The organism is Bacillus sp. NPDC060175 (genome assembly GCF_042728695.1).
GTDB lineage: Bacteria > Bacillota > Bacilli > Bacillales > Bacillaceae_G > Bacillus_A.
Map to the genome: position 1 here is coordinate 1 of NZ_JBHWYR010000021.1, position 16,203 is coordinate 16,203.

General features: G+C 37.9%; 14 protein-coding genes and 3 pseudogenes. 15 read left to right on the top strand and 2 right to left on the bottom strand.

The features are described 5' to 3' along the window. The 15 genes and pseudogenes from ACFWDE_RS12785 to ACFWDE_RS12855 form a co-directional block, all read left to right on the top strand. On the top strand, positions 1 to 2,083 hold a 2,083-nt coding region (locus ACFWDE_RS12785; RefSeq protein ID WP_377892696.1), incomplete at its 5' end, for a sensor domain-containing protein. Between the two features lie 171 nt (positions 2,084 to 2,254). After that, positions 2,255 to 3,031, top strand: coding sequence for a TerC family protein (locus tag ACFWDE_RS12790; protein ID WP_002012018.1), 777 nt, complete (start codon positions 2,255 to 2,257; stop codon positions 3,029 to 3,031). A gap of 104 nt (positions 3,032 to 3,135) precedes the next feature. Then, positions 3,136 to 3,328, top strand: a pseudogene (locus ACFWDE_RS12795) (hypothetical protein). Then, positions 3,297 to 6,236, top strand: coding sequence for a formate dehydrogenase subunit alpha (gene fdhF / locus ACFWDE_RS12800; RefSeq protein WP_377892697.1), 2,940 nt, complete (start codon positions 3,297 to 3,299; stop codon positions 6,234 to 6,236). Before ACFWDE_RS12795 ends, fdhF begins: the two are co-directional and overlap by 32 nt. Positions 6,237 to 6,251: 15 nt before the next feature. Then, positions 6,252 to 6,734: a helical membrane plugin domain-containing protein gene (locus ACFWDE_RS12805; protein ID WP_377892698.1), complete on the top strand. Its 483-nt coding sequence runs from the start codon at positions 6,252 to 6,254 to the stop codon at positions 6,732 to 6,734. Positions 6,735 to 6,887: 153 nt separating this feature from the next. Continuing rightward, positions 6,888 to 7,232, top strand: a complete 345-nt coding sequence (locus tag ACFWDE_RS12810) for a Na-translocating system protein MpsC family protein (RefSeq protein WP_000041502.1) — start codon at positions 6,888 to 6,890, stop codon at positions 7,230 to 7,232. A 16-nt stretch (positions 7,233 to 7,248) separates the two neighbouring features. Continuing rightward, positions 7,249 to 8,049, top strand: a complete 801-nt coding sequence (fdhD, locus tag ACFWDE_RS12815) for a formate dehydrogenase accessory sulfurtransferase FdhD (protein ID WP_377892700.1) — start codon at positions 7,249 to 7,251, stop codon at positions 8,047 to 8,049. A gap of 16 nt (positions 8,050 to 8,065) precedes the next feature. Then, entirely contained in the window at positions 8,066 to 9,082 is a 1,017-nt protein-coding gene (gene moaA, locus ACFWDE_RS12820) for a GTP 3',8-cyclase MoaA (protein WP_377892702.1), read from the top strand. Between the two features lie 207 nt (positions 9,083 to 9,289). Next, positions 9,290 to 10,084 (top strand): formate channel, encoded by a 795-nt coding sequence (locus ACFWDE_RS12825; RefSeq protein ID WP_377892704.1) that lies wholly within the window; start codon positions 9,290 to 9,292, stop codon positions 10,082 to 10,084. A 43-nt stretch (positions 10,085 to 10,127) separates the two neighbouring features. Further along, positions 10,128 to 11,144, top strand: coding sequence for a molybdopterin-synthase adenylyltransferase MoeB (locus ACFWDE_RS12830; protein ID WP_377892706.1), 1,017 nt, complete (start codon positions 10,128 to 10,130; stop codon positions 11,142 to 11,144). Positions 11,145 to 11,163: 19 nt separating this feature from the next. Beyond that, a pseudogene (locus tag ACFWDE_RS12835) lies at positions 11,164 to 12,460 on the top strand (molybdopterin molybdotransferase MoeA). Further along, the gene (locus tag ACFWDE_RS12840; RefSeq protein WP_377892708.1) at positions 12,441 to 12,905 is read left to right on the top strand and encodes a molybdenum cofactor biosynthesis protein MoaE; all 465 of its coding nucleotides are present in this window, start codon (positions 12,441 to 12,443) and stop codon (positions 12,903 to 12,905) included. The pseudogene ACFWDE_RS12835 and the gene ACFWDE_RS12840 overlap by 20 nt, the downstream one beginning before the upstream one ends. A 4-nt stretch (positions 12,906 to 12,909) precedes the next feature. Continuing rightward, positions 12,910 to 13,146 (top strand): molybdopterin converting factor subunit 1, encoded by a 237-nt coding sequence (gene moaD / locus ACFWDE_RS12845; protein WP_377892710.1) that lies wholly within the window; start codon positions 12,910 to 12,912, stop codon positions 13,144 to 13,146. Positions 13,147 to 13,194: 48 nt separating this feature from the next. Further along, complete coding sequence (moaC, locus tag ACFWDE_RS12850; protein ID WP_377892712.1) at positions 13,195 to 13,716, top strand: cyclic pyranopterin monophosphate synthase MoaC; 522 nt, start codon at positions 13,195 to 13,197, stop codon at positions 13,714 to 13,716. A 140-nt stretch (positions 13,717 to 13,856) separates the two neighbouring features. Further along, positions 13,857 to 14,909, top strand: coding sequence for a P-loop NTPase (locus ACFWDE_RS12855; protein ID WP_377892713.1), 1,053 nt, complete (start codon positions 13,857 to 13,859; stop codon positions 14,907 to 14,909). An 80-nt stretch (positions 14,910 to 14,989) separates the two neighbouring features. Here ACFWDE_RS12855 and ACFWDE_RS12860 read toward each other — a convergent pair. Next, positions 14,990 to 15,767, bottom strand: a pseudogene (locus tag ACFWDE_RS12860) (flagellin N-terminal helical domain-containing protein). 253 nt (positions 15,768 to 16,020) lie between these two features. Next, positions 16,021 to 16,203: flagellin (locus tag ACFWDE_RS12865; RefSeq protein WP_377892715.1), on the bottom strand; the 183-nt coding region annotated here is incomplete at its 5' end.

Consider the following 16,203-nt stretch of genomic DNA (forward strand, 5'->3'; position numbering starts at 1 on the left):
GGCTATTACGGACTACTTGTATTTTTACTTACAAGATGATTTGTCAGATCGTTCACTTATATTATTAAGGTGTTTGTATAGAGTTTTCCTATTATTAATTGCTATTGCTGCTGCTATACCGAAGAATGCTTCTTCTAGAAGAAATTATTTTATTATTGATCCGACATTCGGAAAGAAACTTCTTGTCATATTTCCTTATCTTGCAGTTGCAGTCTTAATTGGTTTTACTCTTAAAGAGCAAACTTCCTCGGCTACACTTATTACTGGAAATTGTATTGCATTTGTATTTGTGCTGATTCGTCATACAATCGTACGAATGCAAAACAGAGATTTAACCGAGATGTTAAAAGTGTTTAATAATCAATTAGAACAAAAAGTATCTCAAAGAACAGAAGATTTAATAAACAAATCCAATGACTTGGTCAAAAATCAAGAGAGATTTAAGTCATTATATGAGTATCATCCAGATCCTATATTAACGATTGATTCAAATGGTACTGTGTTAAATATAAACCAGGCTGGAAGTATGTTATTAGGAAAAAACAGTGATGAATTAATAGGTAAAGAGTGCTTCTCAATTTTTTTAGATGAAGATAGATCTGAATTGGAAGCGGCTCTACAGGAAGGGAAACGATGCAGTTCGGCTTCGTTACAATTACGTGTGAAAAATAATAATGAGAAGGACATTCATTTTTGGTACGTCACCATTGTTCCTATTATGATAGAAGGGAAAACTTTTGGGAGTTATGTAATGGTAAAAGACATTACGAGAATGAAGCAACAACAAGATGAGATAAACTATCTAGCATTCCATGATACAGTGACGGGGATTGGAAATCGAATATTCTTCCAACAAGAATTAGAAAAATCCATTGGGCGTGCACAAAAAACGCAGGATGAATTTGGACTCTTGTATATAGATTTAAATCGTTTTAAGACTATTAATGATACACTGGGACATTCAATTGGTGACAGTGTTTTAAAAGAAGTTGCTAAACGTTTTAGGACATGTCTGTTACCGGCTATTCCTCTAGCGAGAATAGGGGGAGATGAGTTTGCAATCATAGTCCATAACCATACAGAGCAACAGCTATTGGATTTGTGTGAAACTCTGTTTCGTATAACTGAAGAAGCATTTGTAGTAAATCAGCATAGCTTTTACTTATCTCTTAGTATAGGAATAGCAGTGTATCCGTTTGGAGGAATAAATACTACTACACTTTTACAACATGCTGATATTGCTATGTATAGTGCAAAGGAAAAAGGTAATAATGCTGTTTGCATGTATGACGAGACATTATCAAAAAAAATAACAAGACGATTACGATTAGAACAGGATTTACCTAATGCATTAGAAAATAATGAGCTGTTTCTATTATATCAACCACAAGTTGATAGTAAGGCTGGTATGGTTATTGGTGCAGAGGCTTTAATACGTTGGCAACATCCAGAGCTGGGGCTGATTTCACCTTTTGAGTTTATACCTATCGCGGAAGAAACATCGCAGATTATTTCAATTGGGAAATGGACGTTACAGGAAGCGTGTCGACAACTGAAAGAATGGCATTCTGCGGGCTATTCAAATCTAAAAATGGGGATAAATTTATCAGCTATAGAGTTTGAACAGAAGGACTTTGTTCAAACAATCATATCTACTATAGAAGAAGTAGGGGTACCTGCTAGTTCGATCGATTTAGAATTAACTGAGCGGATAGCAATGGTAGATGAAAAAGAAACGTTAGCGAAGTTAAAAGCATTAAAATCATATGGTGTACATTTATCAATTGACGATTTTGGCACAGGGTATTCTTCATTAGCATATCTCCCTTTGTATCCAATTGATACCTTAAAAATTCCAAGAGAATTTGTTAATAGGATCGGAAATTCTACTGATGGAAATGAAATTATTCATACCATTATTTCACTAGCGCATACTTTAAACATGAAAGTGATCGCAGAAGGGGTAGAAACGAAGGAACAATTAACAGTGTTACAACGTAATGCATGTTATCTAATTCAGGGCTATTACTACAGTAAACCTGTAAATGAAGATGAATTCATCAAGTTTTTAAGCACAATGTAGCGTCACCCTGTCTAAGAAAAACACAATCTAGACTTGTTTTTTGTTGGAATTATAACAAATAGAGGACAACAAAGTAACTGTCAAAATGTTTTAGCATTTAATTTGTCTTAATAGGAAATTCTATTGAGCAAAGACCTTATCTGTTTTTAGTTTTAGAAAGGAGAGAAGCGGATGGATTCAATATGGCTAGAGTATGCGTGGGCATTATTAATTTTAATCGGATTAGAAGGTTTGTTATCAGCTGACAATGCCCTTGTACTAGCAGTTATAGCGAAACATTTACCTGAAGAAGAGAAAAAAAGAGCTATAAATTACGGAATCATTATGGCCTTCGTTTTTCGATTTGCAGCCCTATTTGCCATATCATTTATTGCAAATGTTTGGCAAATACAAGCGATAGGAGCAGCCTATCTTCTTTATTTAGGATTGAAGCATGTCATTCAGGCGCAATTCGGAAAAGACAATCAAAATATTCATAAGGACGATGAAAAGGAAGCGGCAGGTAAAAGCTACTGGTTCACAGTAGGAAAGATCGCATTAGCTGACCTTGCCTTCGCGATCGATTCAATATTAGCCGCAGTTGCTCTTGCCCTTGGTCTTCCAGATTCACCGCTAGAAGATTTCGGTGGTATGGATGGAGGCCAGTTCATAGTTGTACTTCTCGGAGGGATTGCCGGGCTTATTTTAATTAAATTTGCGGCAACTTGGTTTGTACAATTACTTGAGAAACGTCCAGCATTGGAAACAACAGCATATGCAATTGTTGCCTGGGTCGGTGTAAAACTCGCTGTAATTACACTTGCCCATGAGGATATTGGTATCTTAGACCATGATTTCCCGCACAGTACAACTTGGACTTTAATCTTCTACGGAGTATTAGTTGCTATTGCACTAATTGGTTGGTTTGCACCGGGAAGTAAGTCATCTCAGAATAATTCTAAAATGTAATACAAAGGTCAGAGCATTATGTGCTTTGTCCTTTGTAATGATATTTATATTGTGTATTTTTGGATTTAACGCTATAATTATAGTGTTAAAGATGGAATCGTGATATGACCTGTTATGAATCTATCATTTTATTTATGAATAAATGGACTGGTATTTTAGCAAGATGTGCTAATAAACTACTCCACCATGATGATAACGTGCCAAAAATGTGGTGCGTATATTTTCGTGGTGGAGTTTTTTTTATTCTCAAAAAGGGGGAGTAACCATGAACGACAGCATGGTTCATATTACAATTGACGGCAAAGAATATAGTGCTGAGCCTGGTTCAACGGTACTAGGCATCATTAATGAGAACGGAATTGAACATCCACAAATTTGTTACGTGCCGGAAGTGGATCCGATTCAAACGTGTGATACTTGCATTGTAGAAGTGAATGGAAAGCTAGTGCGATCGTGTTCTACAGTAGTGACGGACGGTATGAATATCGAGTTGTCCTCTATTAGTGCGAAGGCAGCACAACATGAGGCGATGGATCGTTTACTAGAAAATCATTTACTTTACTGTACGGTATGTGACAACAATAACGGGAATTGTAAATTGCATAATACGGCAGAATTAATGGAAATTGAGCATCAAAAATATCCTTACGAACCAAAAGTTGATGCAGGCGAAGTCGATATGTCCCATCCATTTTACCGCTATGACCCGAATCAATGTATCGCGTGCGGTCAATGTGTAGAGGTGTGTCAAAACTTACAAGTAAATGAAACGTTATCGATTGATTGGGAGGCAGAGCGTCCTCGTGTTATTTGGGACGAAGGAGTAGATATTAACGATTCTTCATGTGTAAGCTGCGGTCAATGTGTAACAATTTGTCCTTGTAATGCATTAATGGAGAAATCGATGCTCGGTGAAGCTGGATTTATGACAGGGTTAAAACCGGATATTATGGGGCCTATGGTTGACCTTATTAAAGAGGTTGAACCTGGATATAGCGGTATTTTTGCTGTGTCAGAAGTAGAAGCTGCGATGCGCGATACTCGTACGAAGAAGACGAAAACAGTATGTACGTTTTGTGGTGTAGGTTGTTCATTTGAGGTATGGACGAAAGGGCGCAAAATTTTAAAGGTGCAACCAACTTCTGAGGCACCAGTTAATGCAATTTCTACTTGTGTAAAAGGAAAATTCGGTTGGGATTTCGTGAATTCTGAAAAACGACTTACGAAACCTTTAATTCGTAAAAATGGAGTGTTCGTTGAATCGACTTGGGAAGAGGCACTTCATGTAGTAGCGAATAAATTGGGCTCTATTAAAGAAGAGTACGGTAAAGGTTCTATCGGCTTTATTTCTTCTTCTAAAATTACGAATGAAGACAACTATGTTATTCAAAAATTAGCACGACAAGTGTTTGAAACGAACAATATTGATAACTGCTCACGTTATTGTCAATCACCAGCGACGGATGGATTGTTCCGTACAATTGGTATGGGCGGAGATGCGGGGACGATTAAAGATATTGCACAATCAGGCCTTGTTATTATTGTCGGTTGTAATCCGACAGAAGGTCATCCTGTGCTAGCGACTCGTGTGAAACGTGCACATAAACTTCACGGTCAAAAGCTAATTGTTGCAGATCTTCGTAAAACTGAAATGGCAGAGCGTTCAGATATCTTTATTAGTCCAAAGCAAGGAACAGATCAAGTATGGTTAATGGCTGTTACAAAATATATGATCGATCAAGGTTGGCATGATGAGCAGTTCATCGACGAGAATGTAAACTTCTTTGAAGATTTCAAAGAAAGTCTTAAAGAATATACGCTTGAATATGCAGAAGAGATTACAGGTATTTCAAAAGAAACTCTCGTTCAAATGGCCGAGATGATTCGTGATGCAGATGGTACGTGTATTCTTTGGGGTATGGGTGTAACGCAAAATACGGGTGGTTCAGATACTTCCGCTGCGATTTCAAACTTACTTCTTGCAACAGGAAACTATCGCCGCCCAGGTGCTGGTGCATATCCACTTCGAGGTCATAATAACGTACAAGGTGCTTGTGATATGGGAACTCTCCCAGGTTGGCTTCCGGGATATCAACACGTTACTGATGATGTAGAACGTGCGAAATTTGAAATAGCTTACGGAGTAAAAATTGATAACAAACCAGGTCTTAATAACATTGAAATGCTTCACGCAATTGATGAAGGTAAAATGAAAGCTATGTATCTTGTTGGAGAAGATATGGCTCTTGTAGACTCTAACGCAAATCACGTACATGAAGTGTTATCAAGCCTTGAATTTTTTGTCGTTCAAGATGTGTTTCTTTCTAAAACAGCTCAATACGCTGATGTAGTATTACCAGCAGCGCCATCTCTTGAGAAAGAAGGTACTTTTACAAATACTGAGCGTCGTGTACAAAGGTTATATCAAGTGCTTCCAACGCTAGAAGATGCGAAACCAGACTGGTGGATCGTGCAGGCAATTGCGAATAAGTTAGGCGCGAACTGGAACTACAGTCATCCAAGTGAAATATTTGCTGAAATGGCAAATTTATCTCCTTTATTCGCACACGCAAACTATGAAGTGCTTGAAGGATGGAACAGTTTCCACTGGGGAAGTTTTGATGGAACGAATACGCCGCTTCTATTCAAAGATGGATTTAACTTCCCAGACAAAAAGGCTCGTTTTGCGATAGCTGATTGGGTACGTCCTGCTGCATTCCCAGCAGAATACGATCTTCACATTAATAACGGTCGTATGCTTGAACATTTCCATGAAGGGAACATGACAAATAAATCAACTGGTATTCAATCGAAAGTACCAGGTGTTTTCGTTGAAGTTTCTCCAGAACTTGCAAGGGAACGTGGAGTGAAAACCGGATCGTTAGTACGCCTTGTTTCTCCATTCGGAGCACTTAAATTACGTGTACTTGTAACGGATCGTGTAAAAGCGAATGAACTGTATTTACCGATGAATTCGACTGATAAAGAATCGGCAATTAATTTCTTAACAGGTCCTGCCGTTGACTTGCGTACAAACACGCCTGCATATAAACAAACGAAAGTGCGTATGGAAGTGTTACAAGTAGAAGGTGAAAATCCGATGCCAAAAACGAACCCACGTAATAAAAAGCGTCACCCTCAAAACGGCATTGAGGTAAATCGCAAGTGGACTCGTCCAGGATACGTACACTTAACGGATAACTAAGGGGGAGAAAAGAATATGGCAGCACCTATTCAAGCGATCCAGAAGCAGGAGCTAACCGAGGAAGAAATTAAACAACAAAAACTCGAAGACTTAAAAGAACTGCTAGCTAATAATGAAGATGCTTTAAATCAAATGTTTAATATAGTAGGTGAACTAAATGACATCGGGATGCTGGAAGCTGCAAATTCTATGCTGAAAGCGAAAGAACCAATCGCAAAAATCGTTCTAGGTCAAGTCACTCGTGAACCAGTTACAAATTTAATTAATAATATGATGGGCGCTGCAGGAGCTTTAACAGAACTTGATCCGGAACTTACTAAAAAACTTATAGGTAGTGTATTAATAGGTATGGATGAAGGGAATCAGCATCTGCAAAGTAATAAGAAAGTAGGAATATTAGACCTTATGAAAGTACTGAAGGATCCAGATATTAATCGTGCTATCGGATTCGGTCTTCATTTCTTAAAAGGTATGGGTAAAGGGTTAAAAGAAGAATAGATAAGCAACAATAATAGTATTTCATATGTTGTTTGCGTACTTGAGATAATTGTCTAAGATGATCCATTTCGTCTCATTATTAAATAGTTTAGGCGACGAAATGGTCATTTTGTTAAAATAGTTGTGATGGAATAACTAGGAAGGAATGAGAGTATGTCAAAAATGGTACATGAATTTAATGATATGATCCGAAAGCTTCGCAAAGAGTTGTTCGGGAAAGGACCGGAACGAATTCATACTGTATTTACTGAAAACATGGCGATTGCTACACTTTATGGGAATTTGACACCTACAGAGAAATTTATTTCAGGAACTATGGATGGGGCGGAAATGGTTCATATGGCTCGAACAAAAATGATTCAAGAAGTGTATGCGGCTAATCCTCATGAACATTTAGAAGAACTTGTTGGGGCGAAGTTAGTTCATCTATTTTCTGATATGAAAGTAGATGAAGATATTGCAGTTTCCGTGTTTGTTTTTGATAAAAATATAACGTGAGAGAAGGATGCTCATCGTGAAATCGATTCAGGTGGAACGGGAAATTTTTAAATATGAGCAAGGGGAATTTAAACTTATAGAGGACAGCATTGTAACAGAGTTTCCTGTTACGGTTAAAATTAACGGCCAGGAATTTGTTACAATGGTTAGTACTCCAGAGTATATTGAAGATATGGTAATTGGCTTTTTAGCTTCGGAAGGCATTATCCGAAAGTATGAAGATATTGATGAAATATGGGTGCAAGAAAAAGAAGGCTATGTACATGTGAAAACGACGAAAATCAACCCTTATTATCGTGACATGCAAAACAAACGTTATATTACTTCGTGCTGTGGAATGAGTAGGCAAGGGTTTGTTTTCGCAAACGATGCGCTGACTGCGAAAAAAATGAATGATATTCGCGTAAAAATCTCTGCCGAGGATTGTTTTCGGTTAATGAATGATATGCAGCAATCTGCGTCTACGTTTCAACATACAGGCGGCGTTCATAATGCAGCTTTATGTGATGTGAACGGAATTGTTTTAAGCCGCATGGATATAGGAAGACATAACGCTTTAGATAAAATTTACGGCTATTGTTTAAAAAATAACATTTCGATTGGTGATAAAATTATTGTTTTTAGCGGACGTATCTCTTCTGAAATTCTATTAAAAGTTGCGAAAATTGGCTGTGAAGTAATATTGTCAAAATCAGCTCCAACTGAGTTAGCATTAGAGCTAGCGGAGCAGTTAGGGATTACTACAATAGGCTTCATTCGTAATAAATCTTTAAATGTATATACGCATCCAGAGCGAATTGTAAATATAAATAAGTAGAAACGAGGCAATAAATATGAAATCTGTTACATTAGACAAATTGGATCGTCCTTTAAAGGACTTGCGTATTTCTGTTACTGATCGTTGTAATTTTCGCTGTCGATATTGTATGCCGGAGGAAATATTTGGTCGTGATTATTCTTTTTTGTCTAATGATAAAATTTTATCTTTTGATGAAATTGAAAGGATTACACGTATTTTCGTTTCTTTAGGTGTAAGAAAGTTACGCATTACTGGGGGAGAGCCTTTACTCCGAAAAGGCCTACCTGAACTCATACAACGGTTAAACGAAATTGAAGGAGTAGAGGATATTGGTTTAACGACAAATGGATCATTACTTAAAAAATTTGCTCCGGATTTATATAAGGCGGGTTTATCTCGTGTGACAGTTAGTTTAGACTCGTTAAATGAAGAGCGATTCTCTTATTTAAATGGGAATAGAAGTAAAGTGAAAACGGTTCTTGCAGGAATACAGGCTGCAGCGGAAGCCGGAATGAAAATTAAAATGAACATGGTTGTTCAAAAAGGGAAAAATGAACAAGACATCGTTCAGATGGCAGAGTACTTTAAAGAGAATAAGCATATCCTTCGGTTCATTGAATATATGGATGTCGGAAATTTTAACGGCTGGGAATTAGGCGAAGTAGTTTCTAAACAAGAAATAGTAGAGATGATTCATAAAGTTATGCCGCTTGAACGTATTGAAGCGAACTATCCTGGTGAAGTTGCGACACGTTATCGCTATATCGGTAGTGATGAAGAAATAGGAATTATTTCATCTGTAACAGATTCGTTCTGTTCATCATGTACAAGAGCACGTATTTCCGCAGAAGGAAAATTGTATACATGTTTGTTTGCTTCTAAAGGAAACAATCTTAAAGAATTACTTCGTTCTGGATATACGGATGAGGAAATTACTAATATTATTCGTGACATTTGGAATAATCGTTCAGACCGTTATTCAGATGAACGGTTAAGCAATACGAATAAAAAAACATCTCGAAAAATTGAAATGTCGCATATCGGTGGCTGAGAAACTACTATAAATGTAGATTCTCTTTGTTAAAGTAAATAGTGGACAGTGTGCAAGTTTTGTACACTTTCTATGAGTATAGTAAAAATGATGATTGATATTTCTGTAAGAGATATGCAGAGAGATTAAGCAGCATTCAAAAATCCTTACGATGTTAAGGTTTTTTGGTGCTGCTTTTTTTAGATGAGAAAAATGGAGGAATTGGTTATGGCATTTCATAAACCGGAACAAATCGCGGCGCTTGTGATTGAATCCGGTGTTCAAAAGGTAAGGCAACCGCTATCCGCAATGCTTATTCTTGGTTTTTTAGGAGGAGCATTCATTTCGTTAGGATTTTTACTTAATATTCGGGTTCTAGGTAATGTACCGGAGCAATGGGGGAGTTTAGTCAATTTTATAGGGGGAGCGGTTTTTCCTATTGGACTTATGCTCGTTGTTTTAGCAGGAGGAGAATTAATTACGGGAAATATGATGTCAATGGCTATGGCCCTTTATGCGTGGAAAATTTCATTGAAGCATGTGTTAAACAATTGGGCTTGGATCACTTTGACTAACTTTGTAGGTGCGCTTTTCGTAGCGTATTGTTTCGGTCATCTTGGTGGGCTAACTGAGGGTGCGTATTTAAATAAAACGATAGCGATAGCTCAAGATAAGTTACATGAATCTTTCGGGAGAACGTTAATTTTAGCAATTGGTTGTAACTGGCTCGTTTGCCTTGCGATTTGGTTAGCTTACGGAACGAACGATTTGATCGGGAAGATTGTTGGAATTTGGATTCCGATTATGGCCTTTGTCGTAATTGGATTTCAGCAAGTGGTAGCGAATATGTTTGTCATTTCGGCAGTTATTTTTGCGGGACACCTTACATGGATGGATCTTGCGAAAAACTTTGTTCCTGTCTTTATCGGAAATGTAATTGGCGGAGCTGGATTTGTTGGATTCGCTTATTTTTCTTGTTATCAGAAACAAAGTGCTACCGAAGAAGATGTATTGAAAAAATAATAGTAATTGAAGCGGATTTTCTAAATGAAAGGAAGGATACCTCATGATAGAACGGTATTCACGACAACAGTTGTTCACTCCTATTGGAAAAGAAGGGCAAGAGAAGATTAGAAATAAGCATGTATTAATAATAGGGGCAGGTGCATTAGGAAGTGCCAGTGCAGAGGCGTTTGTACGTGCAGGTATCGGGAAATTAACGATTATTGATCGTGATTACGTAGAATGGAGTAATTTACAGCGGCAACAACTTTACGCTGAAAGAGATGCGATAGAAAAGTTGCCAAAAGCAATTGCAGCGCAGAATCGTCTCAAACAAATTAATTCAAACGTGCAAATTCAAGCTCTTGTAATGGATGCAAGAGTAGATAATATGGAAGCTTTATTAGATGGTGTTGATGTCATTATTGACGCAACAGATAATTTCGATATTCGTTTTGTGATCAATGACCTATCACAAAAACACAATATTCCTTGGATTTACGGTTCTTGTGTCGGATCGTATGGCATGAGCTATACGATTATTCCAAAGAAAACACCGTGCTTACATTGTGTGCTGAAAAGTGTTCCTGTTACAGGAGCGACATGTGACACAGTTGGAATTATTAGTCCAGCTGTGCAAATTGTCGCAGCCTATCAAGTAGCAGAAGCATTCAAAATTTTAGTAGAAGATTACGCAGCAATTAGAAAAACTTTTTTAATGTTTGATATATGGAGTAATCAACATCATTCTATCAAAGTAGGAAAAATCAAAACAGAAGACTGTCCTTCGTGCGGAACAAATAGAACTTATCCTTATTTATCTTACGAAAACCAAACGAAGACAGCTGTTTTATGTGGAAGAAATACAGTTCAAATTAGACCGGTGCATAATAGTCATTACAACTTTGATGATTTAGAAAAAGTATTAAAAAAACACGGGAAAGTAGAGCGGAATCCGTATTTGCTCTCTTGCCAATTAGAAGAGTATCGCATCGTCATTTTTCATGATGGTCGTGTATTTATTCATGGCATGAATGAAATTCAAAAAGCGAAACAACTATACTATCGGTTATTAGGGTAATAGAGAGGGATTGGTAATGATGGAAAGAAGAGTGCCAATTACAGTTGAAGAGGCTGTTCGTAAATTGTGGTGTAAAAGAACTAGTACCACTGGAATTAGCATACGGACGTACGTTAGCAGATGATTTAATAGCGGATCACGATGTCCCTTCCTTCGATCGCTCGCCATATGATGGATTTGCTATTAGGGCAGAAGATACGAAGTGGGCAAGTCGTGAGAATCCAATTGTATTTGAAGTAATTGGTGAAATTGGAGCAGGTTCTGTATTCGATAAAGAAGTAGAAGCGTTGCAAGCAGTTCGAATTATGACAGGGGCACAAATTCCGAAAGGATGTAACGCGGTTGTCATGCTAGAACTCACTCGTCATCGTCAATATGAGAATATCGGAAAAAGCTATATGGAAGTGAGGCGCTCATTTAAAGAAGGGGACAATATGTCCTTTCAAGGTGAAGATGCATGTAAAGGAACCGTTCTCGCAAAAAGGGGTTGTTACATTAATCCAGGTATTTCTGCTCTTCTTGCTACATTCGGTTATAGCGAAGTGCCAGTAGCGAAAAAGCCTGTAATCGGACTATTAGCGACAGGGAGTGAACTTCTCGATGTAAATGAAGAACTACAACCTGGGAAAATTCGAAATAGTAATACGTATATGATATCGTCTCAAATTCGAAGAGCTGGTGGAAGAGTAAAATACTTCGGGAAGTTTAGCGACGATTTGAATACGTGCTATGAAGCAGTGAAAAGAGCGTTAAGCGAAGTTGATATGCTAATTACAACTGGCGGTGTTTCAGTGGGAGATTACGATTATTTGCCAGTGATATACGAAAAATTAGGTGCATCAGTTCTTTTCAACAAAGTTGCCATGCGGCCGGGAAGCGTCACAACAGTAGCGCAATTAAATGGGAAATTGTTATTCGGATTATCAGGTAATCCATCTGCTTGTTACGTAGGTTTTGAGTTGTTTGTAAAACCTAGCATTCGTACGTATATGTTTAGCGAAACACCATATGTAAAACGAGAAAAAGCAATGCTCGGAGAAGATTTTCTAAAACCTAATCCATTTACAAGATTTGTACGAGCGAAGCTGAAGTATAACGAAGGACGACTAGTCGCTTATCCTTCAGGGTTTGATAAATCTAGTTCCGTTTCTTCATTAGCAGAATCAAACATTTTTATTGTACTACCGGGCGGTACGAGAGGATATGAGAAAGGGATGTTTGTAGACGTTCTTTTATTAGAAGATAACGAAGGTAGTGAATGGCCTTGGACATTCCGAAAAGTGGGGAGAGGTTTTGATGGGACAAGCACAATTTGAAATTGTAGATACTCCGATTGTAGTGGAAGAAGTAACGAATAAAGTAGCAAGACGAGAAGCAGGAGCCATTACAGCTTTTATTGGAACGGTTAGAGAATTAACGAAAGGAAAAAGAACGTTACACCTTGAGTATGAAGCATATAAACCGATGGCGGTAAAAAAGCTTACTGAAATTGGAGAAGAAATTAAGAAACAGTGGCCGGATGCGAAAATAGCAATCACGCACCGAGTAGGCCGACTAGAAATAATGGATATCGCAGTTGTCATTGCAGTATCGTCGCCACATCGTAAAGTGGCATATGAAGCGAATGAATACGCAATTGAACGTATAAAGAGAATCGTCCCAATTTGGAAAAAAGAATTTTGGGAAGATGGAACGGAGTGGATTGGAGATCAACTTGAAAATACTCCCTATCCAGAAGGAAAACCAAAGAAAGAAGAATGAGAGAATGATTACAATTTTACTGTTCGCAAATTTACGAGAAGAAGTCGGCTCAGAGAGATTAGTAATAATAGAAAAACGAGAGATGAATGTTCAGCAATTGAAAAAATGGCTGAAAGATCACTATCAATTACAGACGCTAGATAAAGTTATGGTAGCGATTAATGAAGAATTTGTAACGGACGAAGATATCGTAAAAGCCGGAGATACAGTAGCGTTTATCCCCCCTGTAAGTGGAGGTTAATTCTTTCTATTTGAATATCAAATCTTTCATACGTTAAGGAGGATTATTATGAGTGAGTTTTCGCACTGGAACGAAGAAGGAAGAGCAAAAATGGTTGATATTTCTCAAAAAGGTATTTCAACACGTACAGCTGTTGCGCAAAGTACAATTTCTTTATCAAATGAACTATTTGAAGCAATTCAAAGTGGTGGATTGAAAAAAGGAGACCCGCTCCAAGTAGCACAAGTAGCTGGAATAATCGGTGCTAAAAAAACAGCGGATATTATTCCGATGTGTCACCCGATATTAATCCAAGGAACAGACTTTACGTTCCATTATGAAAAGAAAACTGATGGCTATGAATTAATCATACGAGCGACAGTAACATGCAGCGGTAAAACAGGTGTAGAAATGGAAGCATTAACGGCCGTATCAATCGCCGCCCTTACTTTTTACGATATGTGTAAAGCTGTTGATAAAACGATGGTTATGAAAGAAACATATTTAGTTCAAAAAACGGGCGGGAAAAGCGGAGACTTTTTTCATCCCGCATTAACGGGCAGTAAGACTCCCACCTCCAAATTCGGCTGAAGCAAAGAAGCTAGGTGGGAGATCAACTGCCCGTAAAAGCCCGATTGGTTCAACTAATAATCAGTGGGGGATGGACAAAAACCCCCACTGATTAAAGTTTCACTTTATAACGTGAAATAATTACAATGGAAGGAATGTGTATGATGATTACTCACGAACAAATTATGAACGCGTTAAGCCATGTAGACGATCCAGAGTTACACAAAAGTATTGTGGAATTAAACATGGTCAGAAATATAAAGATAGATGGTACAGAAGTTGGGCTAGAAGTAGTTTTAACGATACAAGGTTGTCCGCTAAAGGCGAAAATTCAACAAGATATTGAAGACTCACTTCGAAACATTGGAGCATCGAAAGTTTCTTTAACATTCGGCTCGATGACACCGGAAGAACGAGCAACATTAACAGCATCGTTAAAAAAAGAGGCTAGAACAGAAACAGGTATGCCTAGTATGCTCCGACCTGATTCAGGGGTGCATTTTATTACTATAACGAGCGGAAAAGGGGGAGTCGGAAAATCAACTGTGACGATTAACCTCGCTACTGCGTTAGCTCGTATGGGGAAAAGGGTTGGGATTTTAGATGCAGATATATACGGATTCAGTATCCCAGCTATGATGGAAACGAATGAAAAGCCAATAATGATTGATCAAACAGCAATTCCCGTCGTTAGTCACGGTGTTAAAATTATGTCGATGGGATTCTTTACAGAAGGTAATAACCCAGTAATGTGGCGCGGACCGATGTTAAACAAATGGATACAAAACTTCCTTGCGAACACGCACTGGGGAGAATTAGACTATCTCCTTCTTGATTTACCACCTGGAACAGGAGACGTTGCAATAGATGTCGCTGCAATGATTCCGCAGGCAAAGGAAATTATCGTTACAACGCCTCACAATGTAGCTTCATTTGTCGCGTCTAGAGTAGGAGTCATGGCAAAACATACGAAACACGATATTTTAGGTATCGTTGAAAATATGGCATATTACGAAGAACAAGATGGCTCAAGAAACTATCTCTTCGGAAAAGGCGGTGGTGAAATGTTAGCAGAACAACTGCAAACAGAAGTAATCGTCCAAATACCGTTTGCGAAGCGTGAAGAAAATAATGGCTCATGTGTATATGATGAAGATTCACTCGTTGGAGAGATGTTTACTTCTTTAGCGGAAGATCTCATTTATAATGGCTAGGTTGATAGAAAAGAGGGATACATAGTACGCATGTATCCCTCTTTTTATTTTTTATGGAGTTATTTCAATAGTTTTAAAGATTATATTAAAGACTGCAATAACTTCGAAACCATTTGCGGAATTTGATTTGCTTGTGAAACCATAGTAAGTGCAACTTCAGTTAATAATTTAAACTTTAAAAAGTCGCTCATCTCTTGCGCCATATCCGCATCTTCAATTCGAGAAGCAGCATCTATTAACGCTGTACTTTGGCTATTTAAATTTTCTATATTAAACTGTAAACGGTTCATCATAGCGCCAAGATCGGCACGATGAAGTGATACATTTTGCAAAGCCTCTTCAATTTTACAAAACACCGTTCTTGCATCTTGTTCTGTTGAAATGTTGATGTCATGTTGTGTAGGGGAAGGGGGAATATGTTTCGTGATATCTACTGTATGACCAATATCATCTAACGTAACAGGACGGTTTTGACCGTCAAATACAGATAATTGCCTCACCAATACAGCCAATTTGTTCAGTTAAAGATTGAAACTCTTTATTCAGTGCATCCCGGTTTGTATTTGAATTTGTACCGTTCGCAGATTGAACAGCTAAATCACGCATCCGCTGCAAAATATTCGTAACAGTTTGAAGGGCATCTTCTGCCATGCGAAGCATCGATATCGCATTCTCATTATTACGAATCGCCACTTGTATACCACTCGCTCCCGCATGCATACGAGTCACAATAGCTACATTCGCTGGAGTATCAGAAGCAGTATTTAACTTCTTACCAGTCGCCATCTTCATGCGCTTCTCATTCTCATACAACGACTGGCTAGCATTCATACTCAAAACATTCGTACCAATACGCATAATAGACACTCCTTATAGATTGATATAGTTAGTGTTCTAAAAGTAATAAACGGCTATGGAAGGATAAGAAGACTTATGCTTATTTTATCTTTTTGTTTTAATACAAGGGATGAGGGTAAAGTAAGCCCTGGCCGCTACTAAATATGGCTAGAGCTTCTATTTAAGCAAAAGAGAAGTCTTTAATCTGTTTATATAGAAAAAATAAACCTCTCCGCAAGCAGAGAGGTTTATTCATGAAACTAATTCAAATGGCTTATTGTAATAATTTAGAAACCATTTGTGGAGTTTGATTTGCTTGAGAAAGCATGCTGATGCCTGCTTCGTTTAAAATCTTGAACTTGGTCATGTTAGACATTTCTTTTGCCATATCAGCATCTTCAATTTGAGAAGCAGAAGATGCCATATTAGTAGCTTGGCTCGTTACGTTGTTTAAGTT

Excerpts from the sequence above, each read along its gene's own strand:
- moaA (WP_377892702.1), top strand. The coding sequence starts at position 8,066 with ATGAAATCTGTTACATTAGACAAATTGGATCGTCCTTTAAAGGACTTG.
- ACFWDE_RS12830 (WP_377892706.1), top strand. The coding sequence starts at position 10,128 with ATGATAGAACGGTATTCACGACAACAGTTGTTCACTCCTATTGGAAAA.
- ACFWDE_RS12790 (WP_002012018.1), top strand. The coding sequence starts at position 2,255 with ATGGATTCAATATGGCTAGAGTATGCGTGGGCATTATTAATTTTAATC.
- fdhF (WP_377892697.1), top strand. The coding sequence starts at position 3,297 with ATGAACGACAGCATGGTTCATATTACAATTGACGGCAAAGAATATAGT.
- ACFWDE_RS12805 (WP_377892698.1), top strand. The coding sequence starts at position 6,252 with ATGGCAGCACCTATTCAAGCGATCCAGAAGCAGGAGCTAACCGAGGAA.
- ACFWDE_RS12825 (WP_377892704.1), top strand. The coding sequence starts at position 9,290 with ATGGCATTTCATAAACCGGAACAAATCGCGGCGCTTGTGATTGAATCC.
- moaD (WP_377892710.1), top strand. The coding sequence starts at position 12,910 with ATGATTACAATTTTACTGTTCGCAAATTTACGAGAAGAAGTCGGCTCA.
- moaC (WP_377892712.1), top strand. The coding sequence starts at position 13,195 with ATGAGTGAGTTTTCGCACTGGAACGAAGAAGGAAGAGCAAAAATGGTT.
- ACFWDE_RS12810 (WP_000041502.1), top strand. The coding sequence starts at position 6,888 with ATGTCAAAAATGGTACATGAATTTAATGATATGATCCGAAAGCTTCGC.
- ACFWDE_RS12840 (WP_377892708.1), top strand. The coding sequence starts at position 12,441 with ATGGGACAAGCACAATTTGAAATTGTAGATACTCCGATTGTAGTGGAA.
- ACFWDE_RS12855 (WP_377892713.1), top strand. The coding sequence starts at position 13,857 with ATGATGATTACTCACGAACAAATTATGAACGCGTTAAGCCATGTAGAC.